The organism is Stenotrophomonas sp. UBA7606 (assembly GCF_002477705.1).
GTDB lineage: Bacteria > Pseudomonadota > Gammaproteobacteria > Xanthomonadales > Xanthomonadaceae > Stenotrophomonas.
The window spans coordinates 126,354-149,169 of the sequence record NZ_DLJW01000133.1 but is presented as its reverse complement, the minus strand read 5'-3'; the positions used below and the strand labels follow the sequence as shown (position 1 = coordinate 149,169).

Annotated in this window: 19 protein-coding genes; all 19 read right to left on the bottom strand. The window is 66.4% G+C overall.

Features of this window, described 5'->3' with window-relative positions:
• Positions 1–368: 368 nt before the first annotated feature.
• Entirely contained in the window at positions 369–2,612 is a 2,244-nt protein-coding gene (locus B2527_RS19200; protein ID WP_293717291.1) for a methyl-accepting chemotaxis protein, read from the bottom strand.
• Positions 2,613–2,939: 327 nt separating this feature from the next.
• The gene (locus B2527_RS19195; protein WP_293717290.1) at positions 2,940–4,907 is read right to left on the bottom strand and encodes a chemotaxis protein CheA; all 1,968 of its coding nucleotides are present in this window, start codon (positions 4,905–4,907) and stop codon (positions 2,940–2,942) included.
• 36 nt (positions 4,908–4,943) lie between these two features.
• Positions 4,944–5,309: a response regulator gene (locus B2527_RS19190; RefSeq protein WP_293717289.1), complete on the bottom strand. Its 366-nt coding sequence runs from the start codon at positions 5,307–5,309 to the stop codon at positions 4,944–4,946.
• Positions 5,306–5,614 carry an STAS domain-containing protein gene (locus B2527_RS19185; protein ID WP_293717288.1) on the bottom strand — a complete coding sequence of 103 codons (309 nt, stop codon included), beginning with the start codon at positions 5,612–5,614 and terminating at the stop codon, positions 5,306–5,308. The genes B2527_RS19190 and B2527_RS19185 overlap by 4 nt, the downstream gene beginning before the upstream one ends.
• 242 nt (positions 5,615–5,856) lie before the next feature.
• Positions 5,857–6,873 carry a chemotaxis protein CheW gene (locus B2527_RS19180; RefSeq protein WP_293717287.1) on the bottom strand — a complete coding sequence of 339 codons (1,017 nt, stop codon included), beginning with the start codon at positions 6,871–6,873 and terminating at the stop codon, positions 5,857–5,859.
• The gene (locus tag B2527_RS19175; RefSeq protein WP_293717286.1) at positions 6,870–7,652 is read right to left on the bottom strand and encodes a ParA family protein; all 783 of its coding nucleotides are present in this window, start codon (positions 7,650–7,652) and stop codon (positions 6,870–6,872) included. The genes B2527_RS19180 and B2527_RS19175 overlap by 4 nt, the downstream gene beginning before the upstream one ends.
• Positions 7,652–8,593 carry a flagellar motor protein MotD gene (gene motD / locus B2527_RS19170; protein WP_293717285.1) on the bottom strand — a complete coding sequence of 314 codons (942 nt, stop codon included), beginning with the start codon at positions 8,591–8,593 and terminating at the stop codon, positions 7,652–7,654. The genes B2527_RS19175 and motD overlap by 1 nt, the downstream gene beginning before the upstream one ends.
• A gap of 3 nt (positions 8,594–8,596) precedes the next feature.
• Complete coding sequence (locus B2527_RS19165) at positions 8,597–9,337, bottom strand: flagellar motor protein (RefSeq protein WP_293717284.1); 741 nt, start codon at positions 9,335–9,337, stop codon at positions 8,597–8,599.
• A 214-nt stretch (positions 9,338–9,551) separates the two neighbouring features.
• Positions 9,552–11,405 (bottom strand): chemotaxis protein CheA, encoded by a 1,854-nt coding sequence (locus tag B2527_RS19160; protein WP_293717283.1) that lies wholly within the window; start codon positions 11,403–11,405, stop codon positions 9,552–9,554.
• 3 nt (positions 11,406–11,408) lie between these two features.
• Positions 11,409–12,029, bottom strand: a complete 621-nt coding sequence (locus tag B2527_RS19155) for a protein phosphatase CheZ (protein WP_293717282.1) — start codon at positions 12,027–12,029, stop codon at positions 11,409–11,411.
• Positions 12,029–12,421: a chemotaxis response regulator CheY gene (gene cheY, locus B2527_RS19150; RefSeq protein ID WP_293717281.1), complete on the bottom strand. Its 393-nt coding sequence runs from the start codon at positions 12,419–12,421 to the stop codon at positions 12,029–12,031. The genes B2527_RS19155 and cheY overlap by 1 nt, the downstream gene beginning before the upstream one ends.
• Positions 12,422–12,433: 12 nt before the next feature.
• A complete protein-coding gene (locus tag B2527_RS19145; RefSeq protein ID WP_293717280.1) occupies positions 12,434–13,183 on the bottom strand; it encodes an RNA polymerase sigma factor FliA in 750 nt (249 codons plus the stop codon).
• Positions 13,180–14,064: a MinD/ParA family protein gene (locus B2527_RS19140; RefSeq protein ID WP_293717279.1), complete on the bottom strand. Its 885-nt coding sequence runs from the start codon at positions 14,062–14,064 to the stop codon at positions 13,180–13,182. The genes B2527_RS19145 and B2527_RS19140 overlap by 4 nt, the downstream gene beginning before the upstream one ends.
• Positions 14,051–15,784, bottom strand: coding sequence for a flagellar biosynthesis protein FlhF (flhF, locus tag B2527_RS19135; RefSeq protein WP_293717278.1), 1,734 nt, complete (start codon positions 15,782–15,784; stop codon positions 14,051–14,053). The genes B2527_RS19140 and flhF overlap by 14 nt, the downstream gene beginning before the upstream one ends.
• A gap of 140 nt (positions 15,785–15,924) precedes the next feature.
• Entirely contained in the window at positions 15,925–18,012 is a 2,088-nt protein-coding gene (gene flhA, locus B2527_RS19130; RefSeq protein WP_293717308.1) for a flagellar biosynthesis protein FlhA, read from the bottom strand.
• Between the two features lie 17 nt (positions 18,013–18,029).
• Positions 18,030–19,160, bottom strand: a complete 1,131-nt coding sequence (gene flhB / locus B2527_RS19125; RefSeq protein ID WP_293717277.1) for a flagellar biosynthesis protein FlhB — start codon at positions 19,158–19,160, stop codon at positions 18,030–18,032.
• Between the two features lie 166 nt (positions 19,161–19,326).
• Entirely contained in the window at positions 19,327–21,453 is a 2,127-nt protein-coding gene (locus tag B2527_RS19120; RefSeq protein WP_293717276.1) for a putative bifunctional diguanylate cyclase/phosphodiesterase, read from the bottom strand.
• A 166-nt stretch (positions 21,454–21,619) separates the two neighbouring features.
• Positions 21,620–22,411 (bottom strand): flagellar biosynthetic protein FliR, encoded by a 792-nt coding sequence (fliR, locus tag B2527_RS19115; protein ID WP_293717275.1) that lies wholly within the window; start codon positions 22,409–22,411, stop codon positions 21,620–21,622.
• Positions 22,412–22,415: 4 nt separating this feature from the next.
• On the bottom strand, positions 22,416–22,685 hold the full coding sequence (locus tag B2527_RS19110; protein WP_293717274.1) for a flagellar biosynthetic protein FliQ: 270 nt from the start codon (positions 22,683–22,685) through the stop codon (positions 22,416–22,418).
• Positions 22,686–22,816 lie beyond the last annotated feature (131 nt).

Here is a 22,816-nt window from a genome sequence, read left to right as displayed (position 1 = left end):
GTACCGTGCGGGCCCACGTTCCTCGTGATGGCCCCCGCGCGGCGGGTCTGCAGCACCGCGTTGCGGTGGTGTTAGAGCGGATAGCGGCGCTTGCAATGAAGGCTGTAGAGAGCGAAGGGTCATAGTTTTCTTAAGAATTCAGCGCGGATCATTGCGTAGATTTCACCTTGCTGAGGCCTTCACATTCGTCAGAAAGAAAGCGCGACCAATGCCCGTAAGAGAATGTGCGTCATGACCCGTTTCAATCTTGCGACGGTGCCGGTACGGCTACTTTTGGTGGTGCTGGCGCGCGTTCTGCTTACGGAAAAAAAAAGAGCCCCCGCACGGGTGCGGGGGCTGTCTGTCTGGGGCGAACGCTGGTGGTCAGGTTAGAACTCGTGCCAATCACCACCATTGACCAGGCGCGCAACCGGTTGAATTGCCAGCTTTGCAGGTGCCGGGCGAACACGATGGGCAGCCGTGGGAGCCGCAGTCTTCCCCGGCAGCGGTTGGGTTGGAGCGTGGGTCAACTGTTGTTCCAGTTGGAAGGCGGCGACAGCAGCGGTCAACTGTGCGGCCTGTTCTTCCATGGCGCGGGCGGCGGCCGTGGCTTCCTCGACCAGGGCGGCGTTCTGCTGGGTGGTTTCATCCATCTGCATCACGGTCTGGTTGACCTGTTCGATGCCGGCGGATTGTTCCTGCGAGGCGGCGGAGATCTCGGCCATGATGTCATTGACGCGTTGTACCGAGCCGACGATCTCGCCCATTGTGCTGCCTGCCTGATGGACCAGCGCCGAGCCTTCGCCCACCTTGCCGACCGAGTCCTGGATCAGGTCCTTGATCTCCTTGGCGGCCGATGCCGAGCGCTGGGCCAGGGTACGGACTTCGCTGGCCACCACCGCGAAGCCGCGACCCTGCTCACCGGCACGGGCGGCTTCCACGGCGGCGTTCAAGGCCAGGATGTTGGTCTGGAACGCAATGCCATCAATGACGCTGATGATGTCCGCGATCTTCTTCGACGAGGCTTCGATGTCACCCATGGTGGTGACGACCTGTTCGACCACGGCGCCACCGCGACTGGCAACGTCATGTGCACCGCTGGCCAGTTGGTTGGCCTGGCGTGCGTGTTCGGCGTTCTGGCGCACCGTGGAGGTCAGCTCCTCCATCGACGCAGCGGTTTCTTCCAGATTGGCGGCCTGCTGCTCGGTACGCCGTGACAGGTCGTTGTTGCCCGTGGCTATCTCGCTGGCGGCCAGATTGATCGCCGAGGCCGCGTGCTGGATGCGGCCAACGATGCCGGTGAGCTGGTCCACGGTGGCGTCGGCATCATCGCGCATGCGGGCAAACACGCCGTGGAATTCACCCTGCATACGCACGGTCAGATCGCCGCGGGCAATGGCCTGCAGCACGGTGGACACTTCGCGCAGGTTGCCATCGGTGGTGTCCATCAACTGGTTCAGGCCGCCGACCATGTCGCGGAAATCGTGTTGGTAGGCCTCGGTATCGCCCCGCAGGGTGAAGTCACCGTGGGCGGCGGCGGTGGCCAAGCGTTTGATCTCGCTGTTTATCGCCGACAGGCTGGCCTTGACTGCATCCACGGTGTCGGTCATGGCAGCCTTTTCAGCGGGCAGCCGCTCGACGTCATGCGACAGGTCGCCATTTGCATACTGCCGGATGATGCCCAGTACGTGCAGTATCAGCTGGACGTGCGAAGCTACCAGGGCGTTGCTTTCCTTGACCATCACGCCATAGTCGCCCGGGAACGCAAGCTCGTCCATGCGATGGCTGATGTAGCCCGCATCATGTTGCTGCGCCATCTCGCGCTGGGCAGCGATCACCGCCTGCAGCTGCGTCTGCATGCGCTGCATCGATGACAGCAATTTGCCAACCTCATCCTTCCGGGATGTATCGATGCGGCGGTCGAGCTTGCCGGCGGCCACGTCATCGGCCACCTGCACTGCCTCTTCCAAGGGCACCATGATGGCGCGGATGATGGCCCAGGCCAGGCCCGCAGCAGCCAGCAGCGCCAGTGCGATGCCGATGATGATCGCCAGCATGGAGCGCGACTGTGCGTGCTGCGAGGCGGCGGTCTGCCTGGCCAGTTGGGCCTGGTTGTACTGCGACAACTGCTTGAGCTGGTCGAACAGTGCACGGCGTGCCTTGCGCGACTCATCGCTGGAAATGATGCGGGCGGTATCAAAATCGTCGCTGGCGATCGCTGCGGCGATACGCTCATGCGCGCTGAAATAGGCGGCACGGTATTGTTTCACCTTCTCGTACATCGCCAGCTCTTCGGCGCTGCTTGCCACTTCGATGTCGTCGTAGGCTTTTTCCGCAGCAGTGATCAGGGCATGGGTGTCGCGCAGGCGCTTGTCGTAGTCGGCGAGCTGCGCAGCGTCGCCCTGATAGCTCAGCTGGGCCTGCTCGTAGGTGCGGTACTCGCCGAGCTGTGCGCGCATCTCCCCCAGCGCCTGCACGGCTGGCATCCAGTTGTGGTCCACGGCCTCGATCTGGCTGCTGGCCAGGCTCATGCGCCAAAGGGCGAACACGCCCAGCAGCAGCGTGAACAAGCCGGTGATGCAGAACGCGAAAACCAGCTTGCGCGTGATGGATAGATTTCTGAACCAGTTCATTGCGAACGCCTCCGATGGCGTGCAGGTAGTGCCGCAGCCGCAGGTCGCGGGCGGGATCGAGAAGGGCCGAAATGGGCCGTGGCGAAGTCTTGCGTACCGTCTTGGTCAGCGGTATCGGCGCGATGGCGGTGGTTCTTAAGCGTTTATTGCAGGCTTGGGTAAGGCGTTTTTGCCAAGCGCGCTGCACAGCGACTTCAGGCTGGCGTGTGGAGCAACTGCAGGAGGGGTGCGCCTATGCGCTCGCGCCCTGCGCCGTTGCTACAGGGCAGGGCGCAGCGGGCTTGGAAAGTGGGCGTCGCGGCTTGCGCCGCTTCTGCCACGGGCAGGTCAGGCGGCCTGCGGGGCGCGCAGCGAACGCACCAGGCCCCCGATATCGACGATCAGGGCGACCCGGCCGTCACCCAGGATGGTGGCACCAGACACGCCACTGATGCGACGGTAGTTGTTCTCGATGTTCTTGACCACAACCTGCTGCTGGCCCAGCAGTTCGTCCACTTCCAGCGCGATCTTCTGGCCATCGCCTTCCACCACGACCACCAACGGATCGGAAGTGGCATTGCCGGGGTAGCCGTAGTAGTCGCCCAGCGACAGGATTGGCAGGTACTCACCGCGGACCCTTAATACGCGACCTTCGCCGGCCATCGTGCGGATGTCGTCGGCCTGCGGCTGCAAGGCTTCCAGCACGTAGGCCAATGGCAGGATCAGGGTTTCCCCGGCCACCGATACCGTCATGCCATCGAGGATAGCCAGGGTCAGCGGCAGTCGGATCAATACGCGGGTGCCGGCACCGGTGCGGCTTTCCAGCTGCACTTCGCCGCCCAGGGCCTGGATGTTGCGGCGTACGACGTCCATGCCAACGCCGCGACCGGACAGCTCGGTGACTGCATCGGCGGTGGAGAAACCCGGCTGGAAGATCAGGTCCCAGACCTGCGCGTCGGTCGGGCTGTCGGGAATGCTGATGCCGCGCTCGCTGGCCTTGGCCAGGATCTTGTCGCGGTTGAGGCCGCGGCCGTCATCGCTGACCTCGATCACGATATGGCCGCCCTGGTGTGACGCGGCCAGGGTGATGGTGCCGGTTTCGTCCTTGCCGGCCTCGCGGCGGACATCCGGCATCTCCAGCCCGTGATCGATGGAGTTGCGTACCAGGTGGACCAGTGGGTCGGCGATTTTCTCGATCAGGCCCTTGTCCAGCTCGGTACCTTCGCCGATGGTGCGCAGGCGCACCTGCTTGCCGAGGCGGCTGGACAGGTCGCGGACCAGGCGGGGGAAGCGACGGAACACCGCGTCCACCGGCAACATCCGCACGCCGATGACGGCCTCCTGCAGGTCACGGGTATTGCGTTCCAGCAGATCCAGGCCCGCGAACAGGCGCTCGGCATGCACCGGGTCCAGGCCGCCGGACACCTGCTTGAGCATGGCCTGGGTAATGACCAGCTCACCAACCAGGTTGATCAGTGCGTCCACCTTGTCCACGCTGACGCGGATGGAGGTTTCGGCGTCGTGATTGTTGCCTGTTGCCGCCTTCGCGGGCTCGGCGGTGGCGGCAGTGACGGCGGCGGCTGTGGGCTCAGGGGCTGTTACCGCCAGGCTGGGCGGGGCGGCCGGGCGGATGTCGAGTTCGCAGTCGTCGACCACCCAGGCAAACGTGTCTTCGATGCGGCTGCGCGGCACCTTGCCAACCAGGCCCAGATCCCAGGCCAGGTAGGCTTCCAGCGGATCCAACTGCTCGAAGCCAGGCAACCGCTCCATGCGCGGCTCCACATGCAGTGCACCCAGGGTTTCCAGTTCACGGATGATGCGCAGCGGATCATTGCCGCTCATGAACAGTGAAGGGGCAGGTACAAAGCCGATCTGCCAGGCGTCCGGTGTTTCGTCCTGCTTGGCCGCTGCCGCGGCGACGGGGGCAGTGCCTGCCAGCACCGCCTGCAGACGGTCGGTGACGGCCTTGACGGCCGCCGGGTCGGCTGCTTGGCCATGCTCGGCCTCGCGCAGCAGGGCGCGCAGCACGTCCACCGATGCAAGCATGGCGTCGACCGCGGTGCCTTCCAAGGCGCGCTTGCCGGCGCGCAGCTCGTCCAGCAGGGTTTCCAGCACGTGGGTCAGCGCGGCGATCGCCTCGAAGCCGAACGTGCCGGCGCCGCCCTTGATCGAGTGGGCGGCACGGAACACCGAGTTGATGACTTCCGGGTCCTGCACGCCGTCTTCCAGCGCCAGCAGCCCAGCTTCCATCGCATCCAGCCCTTCGCGGCTTTCCTCGAAGAAGGTGGCGTGGAAACGTTGCAGGTCCATGCTCATGGCGCGGTATCCGATCGGGTGGGGCAGGTGGGCGTATCAGCCCAGGACTTTCTGTACGGTGGCGACCAGCTGTTCCGGGTTGAACGGCTTGACCAGCCAGCCGGTGGCACCGGCAGCCTTGCCCTCGGATTTCTTGTCGGCGGCGGACTCGGTGGTGAGCATCAGCATCGGGGTGAACTTGTAGTCCGGCAGCTGGCGCAGTTCGCGGATCAGCGAGATGCCGTCCATGTTCGGCATGTTGACGTCGGTGACCACCGCGTTGAAGCGCTGGCCCTTGGCGCGGCCCAGGGCCACGGCGCCATCTTCGGCTTCTTCAACCGAAAAGCCGGCCGAGGTGAGGGCGAATGCGACCATCTGGCGCATCGACGCCGAGTCATCCACCACCAGGATTCGTGCGCTCATGCAGCGTTCTCCACAGATTTCAATGTGTCAGGGGTTGCTTCCAGGCCAAGGGCCTGGAGGACACCGAGCAGGCGCGCGGCGTCACGGAAGGTATCGGTAACATTGTCGAAGACGGTGCCGTGCCCGGCCTGGCGCCGCGCCAGCACGAAGGCGCACAGCACCTGCATGGCGGCGGTGTGCACGCGGCTGACCTGGCCGGCGTCCAGCCGCAGTTCCCCGGCCTGGGCCAGGTGCGGGGCCAGTTGTTGCTTCAGGTCGCTGGTGGACTCGATACCGAGATCCTGCGACAGGGCCACAGTGCTCATCGTTGCTCCGGACAAACGTTACTGGGAGGGATAGCGGCGCTCACGCGGGTAACTTTAGGGAGACGATTGATAGTGTTAACTACGGCACACTCCTGCTGCGGGCCGCAGATGGCAGCCTTCCCGGCCTTCCCCCAGGCTGCGCCGAACGTATTGCCTGAACGAGCCCCCTGCAGGAGGCTGCGCACCGCTCGCGCCGGTGGCATGAGAGGAGGACGCCGGGTCTGTGCAAGCGGTGCTTGCAATCACTGCAGCAGGCGGGTGGCGTCGAGCAGGATCATCGGTTGCGCACCCAGGCGGGCGACCCCGCGGAAAAGTTCGTTGGATATCTGGCAGATGCGTGCGGTGTCCGGGGGCTCTATCTGCGAATCGGTGAGGCTGGCCACGTCTTCCACCGCCGACACGCGCAGGCCCAGTGTTTCGCCGTTCTCCTCCAGCACCACGATGCGGGTCTGGCCATCCTCTGCGGAGCTGGCCATGCCCAGGTGGGTGCACAGGTCCATCACCGGCACGACCTGGCCGCGCAGGTTCATGATGCCCAGCATCGAAGCACCAGTGCCGCGTAACGCCAGCAACGGCACCGGCAATACCACTTCCTGCACCTTCAACAATTCCAGCGCATAGGTCTGCTGGCCACAGCGCAGGCGCAGCCAGCGCGAGGCGCGCTCACTGGCGCGGCGTTGGTGTGCGGTCGGCGTAGGCGGGCGCTGGGCCTGTGCCTGCAGTTCCTGCCAGCTGGTGGGGCGCACGGCGAGCGCTGGGTGGGAGCGCGGTGCCACTGACGGCGCCGGTCGCCCTGCGGCAACCTCGAAGGCTGCCTGCAGGCTGGGCGTGTCGCTGTGCGCCATGCCGCTGCTTTCGGCGGCGCTGGCCTCGTAGATCACTTCGTCGGGAAGGTCGTCCCAGGTGGGTTCGCGGCCCTGCTTGGCGGCAAGCGCCGCAGCATGCGCATCGTCGAAGGCGGCCTGCAGCGCATCACTGTCAGCGGGTACGGCAACGGGTTTGCTGGTGGTGGCGTCCGCCCCGGCCAGCGCGGCCTCAAATGCGCCTTCCTGCTCGGGCGTGTCGCCGGGCACCAAGGTTGAGGCAGGAGCGACGGCCTTGGCTGCCTCAATTTCGGCCAGCGCCGCTTCGAAGGCGGCTTCCAGCTCTGGCGTATCACCAGGTACGGCAGCTGCTACCGGCGTTGGCGGTGCGGCCGCAGGAACCGCTTCACGCAGCAGCTCGCCCAGGTAGTCATCCAGCACATCGTTGCTGCTCATGCCGCGCGCTCCAGCTGCGCGGCCTCGTCGGCCAGCAACCAATCCAAGGCGCGGCGGTAGGCGGCCATGCCGCGTCCCGGATAATCGTCGCCCAGCAGCGGTACGGTGAGCGCCGCGGGGTTGCAGATGCGGGTGTCCACCGGGATGGCATCTTCCCAGACGCGTTGGCCGTGGGTGTCCTGCATCAGCTTGAGGGTCTCGTTGCCAGCGCGGGTGCGACGGTCGAACAGGGTGGGCAACACCGAGATCGGCAGCGGGCGCTTGCGCGAGCGCTCAACCATTTCGCCGGTGCGGACCATGCCATCCAGGCCATGCAGCGCCAGTGGTTCGGCCTGGGTGGGGATGATCAGGCGATCGGCAGCAGCCAGCGCGTTGATCATCAGCAGGCCCAACGTGGGAGCACAGTCGAGCAGGATGTAGTCGTGGTGCTCGCCGTGGCGTGCCAAGGCCTGCTGCAGGGCAAGGCCGAGGCCCGGCTGGTTGGCGCTACGGCGCTCCAGCGTCGCCAGCGAGGCTTGCGCGCACAGGTAATCCAGACCGGGGATGGCGCTGTTGCGGCTGAGTTCGGCGATGGCGTGGGGCGGGGTGGCGAACAGCTCCTGGACGCCCTGCGGCACTGGCTCCACCGCAACACCAAAGGCACGGGTCAGCGAGGCGTGCGGGTCCAGATCGATCAGCAGTACCTTGTAGCCTCGCGCGGCCAGGCCGCGGCCCAGCGACAGCGTGGTTGTGGTCTTGCCGACGCCACCCTTCTGATTGGCAATGGCCCAGGTACGCATCAGTGAACTCCTTCAATTACTGCCGGTACACCGGCATTGGCAGTGCCTGCCGTGCTGCCGCCGCCGCTCGGCGCCGGCTCCTCCGCACTGGCGGTGGCACTGGCAGGCAGGCTTGCGGCGCCGGCCTGGTCGGCCAGGATGATGACCATCACCCGGCGGTTGCGGTTGCGCCCGGCCGCCGCGTCATTGCTTTCGCGGGGGCGGAACTCGCCATAGCCCACCATCGCCAGGCGCTGCGGTTGCACGCCGTGGTCGGCAAACAGATGCACGACGCTGGCGGCGCGGGCTGCGGACAATTCCCAGTTGGACGGGAACTGCGCGGTGGCGATGGGCAGGTTGTCGGTATGGCCTTCCACGCGCACCCCATTGGGTGCGTCCAGCAACACATCGGCCAGTTTGCCCAGGGTGTCACGGGCGTCGGCGTCGAGGGCGGCCGAACCGGTGCCGAACAGGATGTCGCTGTTGATCTCCACTTCGATCCACAGTTCGGTGCGGCGCACGGTGATCACACCCTGCTTCACCAGCGGTGCCAGCGCTTCGCTCAGGCGGTTGGCGATCTGCCCGAGCTGGCGCTCGGCGCGTTCCAGTTGCTCGCGGTTATGGGCCGAAACCGGCATGCGCATATGCGATGCCATCGATGGCAGCTGGGTAGGGTCGGCCATGGCACCGCCGGTCATGCTGGGTGAGCGGATCACCGACGGAGTGTCGTGGCCGCCACCCTGGATCTGCATGTTGCCTACCTGTACCTGGGTGATGGTACGCGGCGCGCCGCCGAAGGCAGTGGTCAGGGCATCGGCCATGACCCGGTACTTGCCCTCGTTCAATGAAGAAATGGCATACATGACCACGAAGAAGGCGAGCAGCAGGGTCATCAGGTCGGCATAGGGGATGGCCCATGCTTCGTGGTTGGCGTGCTCTTCGTGGTGCTTGCGACGGGCCATGGTTCAGTTCACGAAGCCGGCCAGGCTGTTTTCGATATTGCGCGGGTTCTCGCCCTGGGCAATGGCGATCAGGCCTTCGATGACCATCTCGCGCTCGCGGCTGCTGTTGGCGATAACGCCCTTGAGTTTGGCCGAGACCGGCAGGAACAACAGGTTGGCCGAGGCGATGCCATAGATGGTGGCGGTGAATGCCGCGGCGATGCCGTGGCCGAGCTTGCTGGGGTCGGCAAGGTTTTTCATTACCGCGATCAAGCCCAGCACCGCGCCTATGATGCCCAGGGTGGGCGCATAGATGCCCATGCCTTCGAACACCTTGGTGGCGGCCAGGTCCTGCTGCTCCTGGCTGCCCAGTTCGATTTCCATCATGTGGCGGATGGTCTCCGGTTCCACCCCGTCCACCACCAGCTGCAGGCCCTTGCGAATGAAGGGGTCGTCCTGCAGGTCCACCTGTGGCTCCAGCCCGAGCAGGCCCTGGCGGCGGGCGATGTTGCTCCAGTCCACGATCTGCTGCACCAGTGCCTGGCGGTCGCTGGCCGGCGGGCGGATCACCCAGCGCACGATCTTGAACGCGTGCTTGAACACGGCAGGCGAGGTGTGCAGCAGGATGGCGGCGACGGTGCCGACGATCACGATCACGAACGCAGCCGGTGACCACAGCGAGGACAGGCCGGCGCCCTTGAGGATGCTGCCACCCACCAGCGAGGCGAGGGCGAGGAAGAGTCCAATGATGCTGAGTCGGTCCATGGTGCGTATATCGGCCTGGTTGGAGCGGTCTTGAATCAGGGCTTTGCTTGAGCCCCTCTCCCGCGTGTGGGAGAAGTGGGGGGGGCTGAGGGCAGCTTTCTGCGTTACAAGCTGAAAGCGCCCCTCACCCGCCCCTTCGCGGGGCGCCCTCTCCCGCAGGCGAAAGAGGGGACTGACGGGATCGCGAACGCTGTCGGTGCAATCAGGAGATCGCTCACCCCTGTCCTCCACGCAACCCATCCACATCCAGGATCAGCGCCATGCGGCCATCGCCAATCAGGGTGGCGCCGGCATAGCCCTTGAGGCCGCGCAGGGCGCGGGGCAGGGGCTTGATCACCACTTCCTCGCGGCCGCGCACCTGGTCGACGACCAGGCCAAAACGGGTTTCGCCCATCTGCAGCACCACGATGGTCAGCAGGGTGGACGGGGTGGGCGGAACGCCGAGCCAGTCGCGCAGGTCCACCAGTGCCAGGGTATGGCTCTTGCGGTCCAGCACGGCACGGCCATCGAACCAGCCCAGCGAGGTGGCGGGGGCATGCAATACCTCCATCACACGGGCCAAGGGCAGGGCGTAGACATCGTCGCCGGCCTGCACCAGCAGGGTCGGCAGGATGGCCAGGGTCAGCGGCACGCGGATCAGGAAGCGGCTGCCACGGCCCAGTTCGGACTGGATCTGGATCTGGCCGCTGAGCTCGCGGATGCGCGATTGCACCACGTCCATGCCGACACCACGGCCGGAGATGTCGGTCACCTGCTGCTTGGTCGAGAAACCAGGCAGGAACACCAGGTGCAGGCATTCCTCGCTGCTCAGGCGGGCGGCAGCTTCCGGGTCGATCAGGCCTTTTTCGCGTGCCTTGTTGCGCAGGCGCTCGGGATCGATGCCGGCACCGTCATCCTGCACTTCGATGCTGACGTAGTCGCCTTCCTGCTGGGCAGACAGGCGTACCCGGCCCATCCGCGGCTTGCCCTGTGCTTCGCGCAGGTCGGGGCCTTCCACGCCGTGATCGATGGCGTTGCGGACCAGGTGCACCAAGGGGTCAGCCAGCGCTTCCACCAGGTTGCGGTCCAGCTCGGTGTCGGCGCCGATCAACTCCAGGTCCACTTCCTTCTGCAAGGAGCGGGCGACATCACGCGCCACCTTTGGGAAGCGCGAAAACACCTTGCCCACCGGTTGCATGCGGGTGCGCATCACTGCCGATTGCAGGCGTGCAGTGGCGATGTCCAGGGTGGATACGGCGCGGTCCAGCTCTTCGTCCTTGAGCCGTGTACGCAGTGTCTTGAGCCGATTGCGCGACAGCACCAGTTCGCCGATCAGGTTGACGATCGCGTCCAGCCGTTTGGTATCCACGCGCACCGTGTGCTCGGGCTCGGCGGCTTTCGCGGTGGCAGGTTTGGCTGCAGGTGGTGCTGCGGCTGCGCTGGGCGTGGGCGCGGGCCTGGCGGCCGCCGGCGCGGCGGCAGGTGCCACGGCCGCTGGTGTGCCTGCGCCGGGCGCAGCGCCGGCATGCAGCTTGTCCAGCAAGGCTTCGAACTCGTCCTCGCTGATCAGGTCATCGGCGGCGGTTGTGGCGACAGCGCTTGGCGCGGCCGTGCCGTGCAACTGATCGAGAAGGGCTTCGAATTCATCCTCGCTGATCAGATCACTGCCGGCAGGCGCTGCTGCGGCTTTGACCGGTGCCGGTGAAGGCGCGCTGCCCATGTCGAACTGGGCGATCAATGCGGCCGGCGCATGCCCGGGCTCGGTGCCGGAGGACACCGCGTCGAGCATGGCCTGCAGCCAATCCAGTGATTGCTGGGCGGCGTCGAAATGGTGTGCCAGCAGCTGGCCCTTGCCAGAGCGGGCCATGCCCAAGGCTTCCTCGGCGGCATGGCACAGCTCGACCATCGGCGTGATCGACAAAAAACCGGCACCGCCCTTGAGCGTGTGAAAGCCGCGGAACACGGCATTGAGCTGGTCGGCATCTTCCGGTGCCTGCTCCAGCGTCACCAGCTGCTCGCCGAGTCGATCGAGGATCTCCTGCGCTTCGAGGATGAAATCGGCGGCGATGTCGTCGGCGAACGTGCTCATGGCTTACAGCCCCAGGTCCGACAGCAGGTCGTCGGCGTCATGCTGGGACACGGCGTGGCGGTCCAGGCCGTCCACCGCGGGACCGGCCAGCCCGTTGTTGCGGGCCGGGTCTTCCGGCGGTGGTAGGCCGAGTGCGCCAAAGCCTTCGTGGACGCGCCGGACGATGCCGACAACGCGACGGATGATCTGCCCGGTCAGGTCCTGGTAGCTCTGGGTAAGGGCCACCTCGGTGAGGTTGTGGCGGATGCGGTCCAGGATCTCGCCCTGGTCGGCATTGAGCCCGTCGGCACGCAGGCGCTCGGTCAGCGCACGGCACTCTTCGGCCAGGTCCAGGGTGCGATGGGTGGCCTGTTCGGTCATCTCCACCACGTGGTCCAGGCGCGCGCAGGCGTCGTCCAACTCGCCGGCTTCGCTGGGCACGCTGGGCAGCTCGCCCAGGGCCTGGCCCAGCTCGCGGGCCAGGCGGCCCAGCCCGGCCATCATCGGCTGGGTACGCAGCGCTGCGAGCGCGTCGATTTCCTGGCGCCACGCCGCTTCGTCACCGCTTTCCAGCGCGGCAAGCGCATCCTGCAGGCGTTGCACCAGGGCCGATTTGTCGCTCAGCGATTGCGCCAGATCGTCCATCAGGCGCTCGCTGCCAGGCGTTCGAAGATCTTGCCCAGCTTTTCTTCCAGGGTCTGCGCGGTGAACGGCTTGATGATGTAGCCGTTGACGCCGGCCTGGGCGGCCTCGATGATCTGCTCGCGCTTGGCTTCGGCGGTGACCATCAGCACCGGCAGGGTCTTGAGCTTGGGGTCGGCACGCACGGCCTTGAGCAGCTCGATGCCGGTCATGACCGGCATGTTCCAGTCGGTGACCACGAAATCGAACGGCTGGCTCTGCAGCAGGGCCAGCGCGGCATGCCCGTCCTCGGCTTCGGCGGTGTTGGTGAAGCCCAGGTCGCCGAGCAGGTTCTTGACGATGCGGCGCATGGTCGAGAAATCGTCGACGATCAGGATGCGCATGTTCTTGTTCAAAAGATATTCCTCTTAGTGTTCCTCGAGCCCGGCGTCGGCCGACTCGAAAATCTTCAGCCGCCCACGCAGGCGCAGCATCGCCTGGCCGTGGATCTGGCAAACCCGCGACTCGCTCACACCGAGCACCGCGCCGATCTCTTTCAGGTTCAGTTCCTGCTCGTAGTACAGCGACAGCACCAGCTGCTCGCGCTCGGGCAGCAGGCCGATGGCCTTGCCCAACTCGGCGCCGAACTGGCTGCGTTCAAGCATCTGCTGCGGGGTGGGGCCGCCGGTGGTAGGGGTATCCAGCTCGCCCTGATCCTCGATGCGCGACTCCAGGCTCAGCACCTGGCCACGCGATGCGTCTTCGACCAGACGCATGTATTCGGGCAGCGGCATGTCCATGGCCTGCGCCACTTCGGTGGCGCTGGCAGCACGGCCGGAAGCCTGCTCCAGGCGGCGGATGGTGGCGGCGGCATCGCGGGCACGACGGTGCACCGAACGCGGCACCCAGTCGCCACGGCGGATTTCGTCGATCATCGAGCCACGGATGCGGATGGACGCATAGGTCTCGAACGAGGCGCCCTGCTCGGCGTCGTAGCTGCGCGAGGCTTCGATCAGACCCATCATGCCGGCCTGGATCAGGTCGTCGACCTCGACACTGGCGGGCAGGCGGGCAGCCAGGTGATGAGCGATGCGGCGTACCAGGTCGGCGTGGCGGGCAATGCAGTCATTGGCCGCGTTGCGCTGGACCTCACGGTACTGGGCTGCGGCGTTGTTCATGCGCTCACCTTCTGCTGGAGGATGCGTTCCAGGAAGAACTCGACGCCACCGCGCGGTGCGGTCGGTGCCTGCCAACGGGAGGTGCGGCGTGCGATCTCCTGGATGGCCAGCGCCGCCGGCGCGGACGGGTACAGCTTCACCACCGGCTGCTGGCGCTGCACCGACAGGCGCAGCCAGTCGTCCTGCGGCACGCAGCCCAGGTAGTTCAGCGAGACATCGATGAGGAACTTCTCGCAGACACGCACCAGCTTTTCGTACAGGGCGCGGCCTTCGTTGGGGTCGCGGGCCATGTTGGCCACCACCTGCACGCGGTCCACACCGCGCTCGCGCGAGAGCACCTTGATCAGCGCGTAGGCGTCGGTGATGGAGGCGGGCTCGTCGCAGACCACCACCACGGTGTCCTGCGCGGCCTGGCAGAAGGTCAACACGCTGTCGTTGATGCCGGCGGCAGTGTCGATGATCATCACATCGAGGTCGCGCTCCAGCTCGGAGAACACGTTGACCAGGCCCACGTGCTCGGCCGGCTGCAGCTCGGCCATGTGGCGGCGACCGGAAGCCGCCGGTACCACCAGCACGCCGTTGGGGCCTTCGATGATGACGTCTTCCAGGCTGGCGCGCCCGGCGACCAGGTCGGCCAGGGTGTGCTTGGGCTGCAGGCCGAGCACCACGTCGATGTTGGCCAGGCCCAGGTCGGCGTCCAGCAGCAGGGTGCGTTTGCCCATGCCGGCAAGCGCCACGGCCAGGTTGGCCGAGACGTTCGTTTTGCCCACACCGCCCTTGCCGCCGGTCACCGCGATGGTGCGCACCGGGCCGGCTGGCTCGCGGCGGGTGGCCGACAACGGGAAGGTATTGGTCAGCTTGGCGTACTCACGCGACTGCATTGTTCAACTCCGGGTTGCAGGGCATATCGGCCGCGCGGCGCAAATCTTCAAGGCGAAGTACAAGATTTGCGGCCGAGGCCCGGTACAGGTCTTCCGGCACGTCCTGGCCGTCGGTCACCCAGGTGATCGGCAGGCGGTGGTCCACGGCCACCGACAGGGCCGACCCGAAGCGGCCGGTCTCGTCCAGCTTGGTCAGCACTACCCCTTGCGGGTTGGCGGCGCTGAAGCGGCGCACCACTTCATCCATGTCCTGGAAGCTGGTGTTGGCCGGCAGCACCAGCAGGGTGCGGATCTGGCCGGCGGCACGCAGCCACTGCAGCTGGGCGGTGAGGGCACGGTCGCGCTGGCCCAGGCCGGCGGTGTCGATAAGCACCAGCTTGTAGTCGGCCAGCTTGTGCAGCAGCTGGTTGAGATCGGTGCCGCTGTTGGCCTCGTGCACGGCGATGCCGAGCTGGCGCCCAAAGCCATACAACTGTTCGCGGGCGCCGATGCGCTGGGTGTCGGTGGTGACAAGGGCGACGTCACGTGCGGCGTGGGCTTCGGCAAAGCGCGAGGCCAGCTTGGCGATGGTGGTGGTCTTGCCGGCGCCGGTGGGGCCGACCAGGGCAATGACACCGCCGGTTTCGATCGGATCGCTGGGGGCGATCGGCAGCTTCCTGGAGATCAGCCCCAGCATCAGGCCGCGGGCACGGGTGGGATCGGTATCGGCCGGGATCTGGATGGCGACGTCGCGGGCCAGCCCGGCGTCGAAGCCATACTCGTCCATCAGGTCCAGTGCATTGGCGCGCACCGCACTGCCGCGCAGGCGTTCGTCGGTGAAGCGATTCATCTCGCGCTCGATCAGATGGCGCATGCCGGCTACTTCCTGGCGCAGCTGCAGCAGCTGTTCGTCGTCGCGCGGCGCGGCGGCAACCGCTACCGGGGCGGGAACGGAGGCAAGGGCAGGGGCAGCGACAGGGGCCGGTGCGATGGCAAGCGGGGCAGCGGGCGCGCTGACAGCAACCAGCGGCGGCACGGCGGCGGCAACTGCAGCAGCCACAACCGGTTCCATCGCGGCCGATGCAGCTACGGGCGCGGTGAATTGTGGTGCCTGTGCCTGTACCGGCAGCGGCGGGTCGATCTGGAACTGGGCCCGGCCCTGCGGACGTTCCGCATGGACCGTGGCCGCCGCCGCGTGGGCCGAGAAGCTGACGCTGTCCTCCACCAGTGCTGGGGATTTGACAGCGCTGCCGACGGGACGGAAGGCAGGTACCACCGGCGGCTCGTCGGCGCTGGCCGGCAAGGTGGCGAACACCTGCCGCGCTGCGGTGGCGCTGGGTTCGGCGGCAGGTACCTTGAGCAACGCTGCAAAGCGGCTGCCCGGGGCCAGCTCGATGCTGTTGTCGATGGAGCGGCCAGTGGCCCCCACCGCGGAGCGCGCCAGCGCGGCCACGGCCGACGCGGTGGCCACGACCGGTTCCTGCGCCGGCGCCTTACGACGGGTTACCGCCGCCATGATGGCTTCGGCGGCGCTGCGCGGCTTGGCCGGTGCCGGCGGTGCCGGGCGGGTGGCTTCCAGCGCCTGCTGCACTGCGGTTTCGTCGTAGTACGCGGCCGCCACGATCTCGACGCCTTCCTCGATCCGGCGGTTGGACAGGATCACGGCGTCAGGCCCATGTTCCTTGCGGACCAGGTTCATGGCGGTGCGCATGTCGGCGGCGACGAAACGTTTGATCTTCATGTTCTGGTACCGGGAGTGGGGCTGCGGCGAAGGCGTGGCGTTGGCGATGTGGAACATGGCGTGGCGGGCTCCTTCGTGCGCGGTTGTTGCGGGATCGGGTCAGGTGTCTGTTTTCTGTCGCGTTGCCGGTGGGCCGCGCCTCAGCTGATCGTGCCGACCAGCTTCAGGCGCTTGTCCTCCGGCACCTCGCTGTAGGCCAGGACCGACAGCGACGGCACGCTATGTCGGACCAGGCGCGCCAGCGCGGCGCGGACCGGCGCCGGTACCAGCACGACCGCGGGCTCGTTGCGGGCCTCCTGCTTGCCGACGCAGTCGGCAAGACTCTGGTGGAGGCGTTCGGCGAGACCGGGTTCCAGTGCGGCACCATTGCCTTGCGTGGACTCCTGCAAAACCCGTTCCAATTGCGGGTTGAGCGTGAATACCGGCAGCTCCGGCGACATCCCGGCGATCTCCTGCACGATGAAGCGGCCCAGCGCATTGCGCACGGCGGCGGTAAGCGCCGTCGGGTCCTGGGTGACCGGTGCGGTTTCCACCAGCGCCTCGGCGATCTTGCGCAGCTGGCGTACCGGGATGCGCTCCACCAGCAGGTTCTGCAGCACGCGCGCCACGGTGGACAGCGGCAAGGCCTTGGGCGAGAGATCCTCTGCCAGCTTGGGCGCAGTCTTGGCGAGGGTGGCCAGCAACTGCTGCACTTCTTCGTGGCCCAGCAACTCCGGCGCGTGCTCGCGGATCAGGTGCGACAGGTGGGTGGCAATGACGGTGGCCGGATCAACCACCGTATAGCCCAGCGATTCGGCCTGGGCGCGCTGATGGGGTTGGATCCAGGTGGCATCCAGGCCGAATGCCGGATCCTTGCCGGCAATGCCGTCCAGCTTGCCCATGGCGCTGCCCGGGTCCAGCGCCAGTTCGCGGTCGGGATGGATGTCGGCGGTGGCTACCGGTACCCCGTGCACCAGCAGACGGTAGCTGCTGGCCTGCAGTTCCAGGTTGTCGCGGATGTGCACCGGCGGGATCAGGAAGCCCAGGTCCTGGGTGAGCTTGCGCCGTACCCCCTTGATGCGTGCCATCAACTCGCCGCCCTGGGCCTTGTCGACCAGCGGGATGAGCCGGTAACCGACCTCCAGCCCCAACGGATCCACCGGGCGCAGTTCGTCCCAGCTCAGTTCGGCGGTCGGCGCCGGTTGCGGCTGGCCCAGTGCATTGAGGGTACCCTCCGCGGCAGTGCTGGCTGCCGCCGCCTTGCTGGCGGATTCGGCAACATCGCGCTTCCAGAACTTCCAGGCCAGGAAGCCGAGCACGGCGGCCAGGCTGAGGAAGGCCAGGTTGGGCATGCCCGGCACCAGGCCGACCAGACCGATGATGCCGGCGGCGATGGCCAGCGCACGGTACTGGCCGAACACCTGGCCCATCATCGCCTGGCTCATGTCCTGTGAGCGCGAGGCGCGCGTGACCAGCATGGCCACCGCACTGGACACCAGCAGGGCCGGCAGCTGTGCCACCAGGCCGTCACCGATGGAAAGCAGGGTATAGGTGGCGGCAGCATCGCCGAACGGCATGCCGTGCTGCATCACGCCCACGGCCAAGCCGCCAAGCATGTTGATGAACAGGATCAGGATGCCGGCAATGGCATCACCGCGGATGAACTTGCTGGCGCCGTCCATCGCGCCGTAGAAGTCGGCTTCCTCGCGGACTTCCTCGCGGCGCAGCTTGGCTTCCTCGCGCGTCAGCAAACCGGCGTTGAGGTCGGCGTCGATCGCCATCTGCTTGCCGGGCATGGCATCCAGAATGAAGCGGGCAGTCACTTCCGACACGCGGCCGGCACCCTTGGTGATCACCACGAAGTTGATGATGGTCAGGATGGCGAACACCACGATGCCGACCGCGTAGTTGCCGCCGATGACGAACTCGCCGAAGGCGGCAATCACCTTGCCCGCGGCCTCATGGCCGTCTTGGCCGTTGAGCAGGATGACGCGGGTGGAGGCCACGTTCAGTGCCAGGCGCAGCATGGTGGTGACCAGCAGCACGATGGGGAAAATGGTGAAATCCAGTGGCCGCTTCACATACACCACGGCCAGCAGCACCATCAACGAGATGGCGATGTTGAGGCTGAACAAGGCATCCAGCACCGGCGGGGCCAGCGGCACCACCACCATGGCCAGCAGGGCAAGCACGATCAGCGGAGCGCCGATGCCCTGGCGCAGCATTTCCAGCAGGCGGCGGGCGGACATGCCGTTGGCGGCGTTGCTCATGGCTGTGCCCCCTTGGCGAATTCCTCAACCTCGAGGGAAGGCAGCTGGGGCATCGGGCCGGTACGCCACTGGCGTAGCTGGTAGACGTAGGACAGGACCTGGGCGACGGCCGAATACAGTCTCACGGGGATTTCCTTGCCGAGTTGGCTCTCCCGATACAAGGCGCGTGCCAAAGGCGGGGCAGAGACGATGGCGACCTTGTTGCCGTCGGCCACCTGGCGGATGCGCAGGGCCAGTTCGTCCACGCCGCGGGCCACCACGGTGGGGGCATTCATGCGCCCGCTTTCGTACTTCAGGGCAACCGCGTAGTGGGTGGGGTTGACCAGCACCACGTCCGCGCTGGGCACCGCTTCCATCATCCGTCGCTGCGAAAGCTGCATCTGCATCTGCCGGATGCGGCCCTTCACTTCCGGGCTGCCTTCGCTTTCCTTCAGCTCGCGGCGCAGCTCCTCGCGGGTCATTTTCAATTTCCGCAGCCAGTTCCACTTCTGGTACGGCGCGTCAATGGCGGCCAGCAGCGCCATGGCGCCAGCGGTAGCCAGCAGCAGCTTGAGGGTGAAACCCAGGCCGTGGCCGATGGCCGATTCCAGTGGCTGGTGCAGCAACCCGCGCAGGGCCTGCGCGCCTTGCCACAGGCACAGGCCGGCGGCCGTGCCGACAAAGGCCACCCGCAACAGGGATTTGACCAGCTCGGCCAGGGCTTCCGGCCCGACCAGGCGCTTGAATCCGGTCATCGGATTCAGGCGGTTGAGGTCGGGCATCAGCGCCTTGTTGGAAAAGCGCAGGCCGCCCATCAGCACCGGGGCGATGAAGCCGGCGCCCACGCAGATCAGCAGCAGCGGGCTGAAAGCCAGCATCAACCTGAGCAGCATCCAGCCAGCGTGGCCGAACAGTGCATTGGGGGTGTCGAGAAGGGCAGGGTCGGGGGAAAGCGCGGCCCTCATCCACTCCCGGGCCGAGCCGCCCATGCTGCCGGACAGGGCATACAGCCCCACCACCGCGGCGACGAAAACGGCGGCGGTCGCCAGCTCACGGGAGCGGGGGATATTGCCTTGTTCGCGGGCCTCGCGCAGACGTTTTTCGGTGGGAAGTTCGGTTTTTTCCCCGGCCTGTTCGTTTTCGGACATTGCACGGCTTGGATGAGGGTGTCATCGAAGCGGTGCAAGAACCATTCCACTTGGCCGATGCCGGGTGGGCACGGTGTCGACCGCTGAGCCGATATGCCAGCGGCGGCCGGTTTGCAGGGTAGCCGGGCATTGACAGCTTCACAGCCAGCGCAGCCGCTAACCTGGTTCAGAGGGGATCGGCCGCCCCTTGCAGCGATGTCAGCCGGGCATCCAGTGCTGCCTGGCGGGCATCGCCGCTGTGCAGGCGCATGAAGTTCTCGGCGCTCACCGGGCGGCCCAGCAGGTAGCCCTGCAGGTGATCACAGCCCAGCCGTTCCACATAGGCGCGCTGCCCCGGGGTCTCGATACCTTCGGCAACCACCTGCAGGTTGAGGGCGTGAGCCAGGGCGACGATGGCCGACACGATGACCACGTCCTCGTCGCTTTCCTCAAGCGAGACGACGAAAGCGGGGTCGATCTTGATTTCGGTGGCAGGCAACCGCTTGAGGTGCAGCAGGCTGGAGTGGCCGGTACCGAAATCATCGATGGAGATGCCCACCCCCAGTCCGGCCAGGCTGCGCAGCACGTTGATGGCGTTGTCGGTATCGCGCATCACCGCGCCTTCGCTGATCTCCAGGATCAGCCGCGCGGGGGCCAGCTCGCTGTGCTGCAACGCATGGCGCACGTCCTCCAGCAGCTTCTGCGAGCCCAGTTGGCGGCCCGACAGGTTGACCGAGATGCGCCAGTTGTCATGCCCTGCGTCCTGCCAGCTGCGCATCTGCCGGCAGGCTTCTTCAAGGACCCAGGCGCCGAGGGTTTCGATAAGGCCATTGTGTTCGCCCAGGCGGATGATGCGTTCGGGGGGTATGTAGCCATGCTCGGGGTGGCGCCAGCGGATCAGCGCCTCGGCACCGCTGATGCGGCCGCTGTTGGCGTGCACGCGTGGCTGGTAGTGCAGGAACAGCTGCGATGTGCCGATGGCCTTGCGCAGATCCTCCAGCAGGCGCGCATCCTGTTCGGCGGTATCGTTCATCCAGTCGGCGAACATGACATGACTGTTGCGCCCGGACTGCTTGGCACAGCGCATGGCGGTTTCCGCCATGGCCACCAGCTGCGGTGCGGTCACGCCGCCGCCGCTGTGGACGACCACACCCAGGCTGCCGGTCATGCGCAGGTCACGGCCGGCCACCCGCACCGAATTGACGGCCAGGATGATGCGCTCGCACTGCGCATCGATATCGGCCGGGATGGAAAGCGCACTGGCAATCACGAACTGGTCGCCGCCCATTCGGCCTACCAGGTCCTCGGCCGGCAGCAACTGACGCAGGCGTTCGGATATATCGACCAGCACCGCGTCGCCGGTCTGCGCGCCGAAGGTGCCGTTGATGTGTCGGAACCCGTCCATGTCGATCGACATCACCACGAACGCGTTGTCGTCTTCGATCATCTGCTCGATGCGTTCGTGCACCAGCTGCCGGTTGGGCAGGCGGGTCAGGGCATCGTGCTGGCTGGCGTGGAACAGCTCCTTGCGGGCATCGTCCAGCGACGCCGCCAACATCGAGTTGCGCAGGTGCAGCAGGCGTGCCTGCATGCGCTGCTCGAACAGCGAGATCGTCAGCACGACAGCCATCACGCCCACGGTCAGCAGTACCACGCAGGCAGCCAGCCATTCGGTAGGTACGCCCCCTTCGCCGGCGGCACCACATACAGCGCCTTCCGGAAACTGCGCGGCGGCCATGCCGGTGTAGTGCATGCCTACGATGGCCAGGCCCATGACCGCCGCCGCGACCAGGCGCGGCGGCAGCGCGTACTCGGCGGTGCGCAGGCGGAAGGCGATATACAGCGCGCTCCAGGAGGCGGCCACCGCAATCACGATGGACAGCACGAACCAGAGGCGGTCGTACTGGATATCCGGCTGCATGCGCAGGGCGGCCATGCCCACGTAGTGCATCCAGGCAATGCCCAGGCCCATCAGCAGGGCGCCCAGTGCCAGGCGCAGGTGGGGCAGGGTGGGGCGGGAGACCAGCCACAGGGCGAAAATCGATGCTGCGATGGCGACCAGCAGCGACTGCAGGGTCAGCCACAGGTCGTAACCCAGCGGGATGGGCAGGCGGAAGGCAAGCATGCCCACGAAATGCATGGACCAGATGCCGCAGCCCATGGCCACACCACCGGCCAGCAGCCAACGTGCGGCGGTACGTCGCGGTTGCGTGGCGGTAACCCGGGACGCCATGTCCAGTGCCGTGAACGAGGCAAGGATGGCAACCAGGATGGACAGCACCACGAACAGCGGGTTGTAGCTGCCTTCTAGCATCAAACCCCTCCTTTTGGTGTCCGCATCGCGAACGCGATAACGGGGGCCGCGCGGCTTTCTGTCCCCTGCCGCCCATGGCTACTGTAGGACTATCCTCGGGTAACAGCGAGCCAGCAAGAGGGCGGCTGACGAATGCAACAGCCCGAGTGCCGAGCTGTGGCTGATGTCACATTGTTACCTGGCGGGCGGCATCAAATGCGGTGTCGAACAGGCGCTGCACCGGCGGTCCCATTTCCCCCGCCAGCAGGGTCAGCAGTACCAGGCCCAGCAGCAGCGCTACCGGCAGGCCGAGCTGCATCGGGTTCAGGGCGGGCGCGGCACGCGCAAGTACGCCAAAGGCGAGGTTGATGGCCAGCATGGCCACCACCAGCGGCAATGCCAGTGACATGGCGCCGCGGAATATCTGCACTGCCAGCGTCGGCGCCAGGGCGGCCAGGGCATGGGGATCAGGCAGGGCGGTGCCGATGGGCAACGCCTTGTAACTGTCCACCAGCAGTGAAATCAGGGCCAGATGGCCGTTGCTGGTAAAGAAGAGCAGGCCGAACATCAGGTAGAACCATTGCCCGATCACGCCGGAACTGCCGCCGCGCATGGGGTCGGCCATCTGCGCGAAGGCCAGGCCGGTGCTCTGGGCTATCATTTCGCCGGCCATGGCGCCCGCCTCGAAGATCAGCCGCAACAGGAAGCCGATGCTGACCCCGACTGCCACCTCGCGCAGGACGGTGAGTACCGTCGTGGAGCTCAGGCCATCGAACAACGGCACCGCCGGCAACACCGGCGCCAGCGCAACGGACAGCGCCACCGCCAGCATGACCCGTACCCTGGCCGGGACTGCGCGGGTGCCGATCATCGGCATGGCCATCAGCATCGCGCCGATCCGCAGCATCACCCACAAGGTGGTGCTGATAATGGCGAAGGCCTGCTGGCCATCGATGGCCATGCGGGTGACAGCGTCCATCCGGCTAGCCGATAAGGTGCGGTATGCGCTGGAACAGCAGGATGGTGAACTCCACCAGATGGCCCAGCAGCAGGCTGCCAAGCGCGAACAGCGCCGCGGTCAAGGCGCCGGCCTTGGCGACAAAGGCGATGGTGGGCTCGTTGAGCTGGGTGGCGGCCTGGATGATGCCAACCACTACGCCAACGATCAGGACAACAAGCAGCAGTGGGCCGGCCACCCAGAGGGTGGTCACCAGGCCACCGCGCAGTTCGGTAAGGGCAAGTTCGGGACTCATGGCCTGCTGGATGCAAGACCGGTGCCAGTCCACTGGTGTCGGTTTCCTGTCGCGCAACCTCATGGGAATCGGGCGGGGCGCGCAGCCTGGGCTGGCGGGTGCAGCCTGCCCAAGGTCTGATCAGGGCGGGG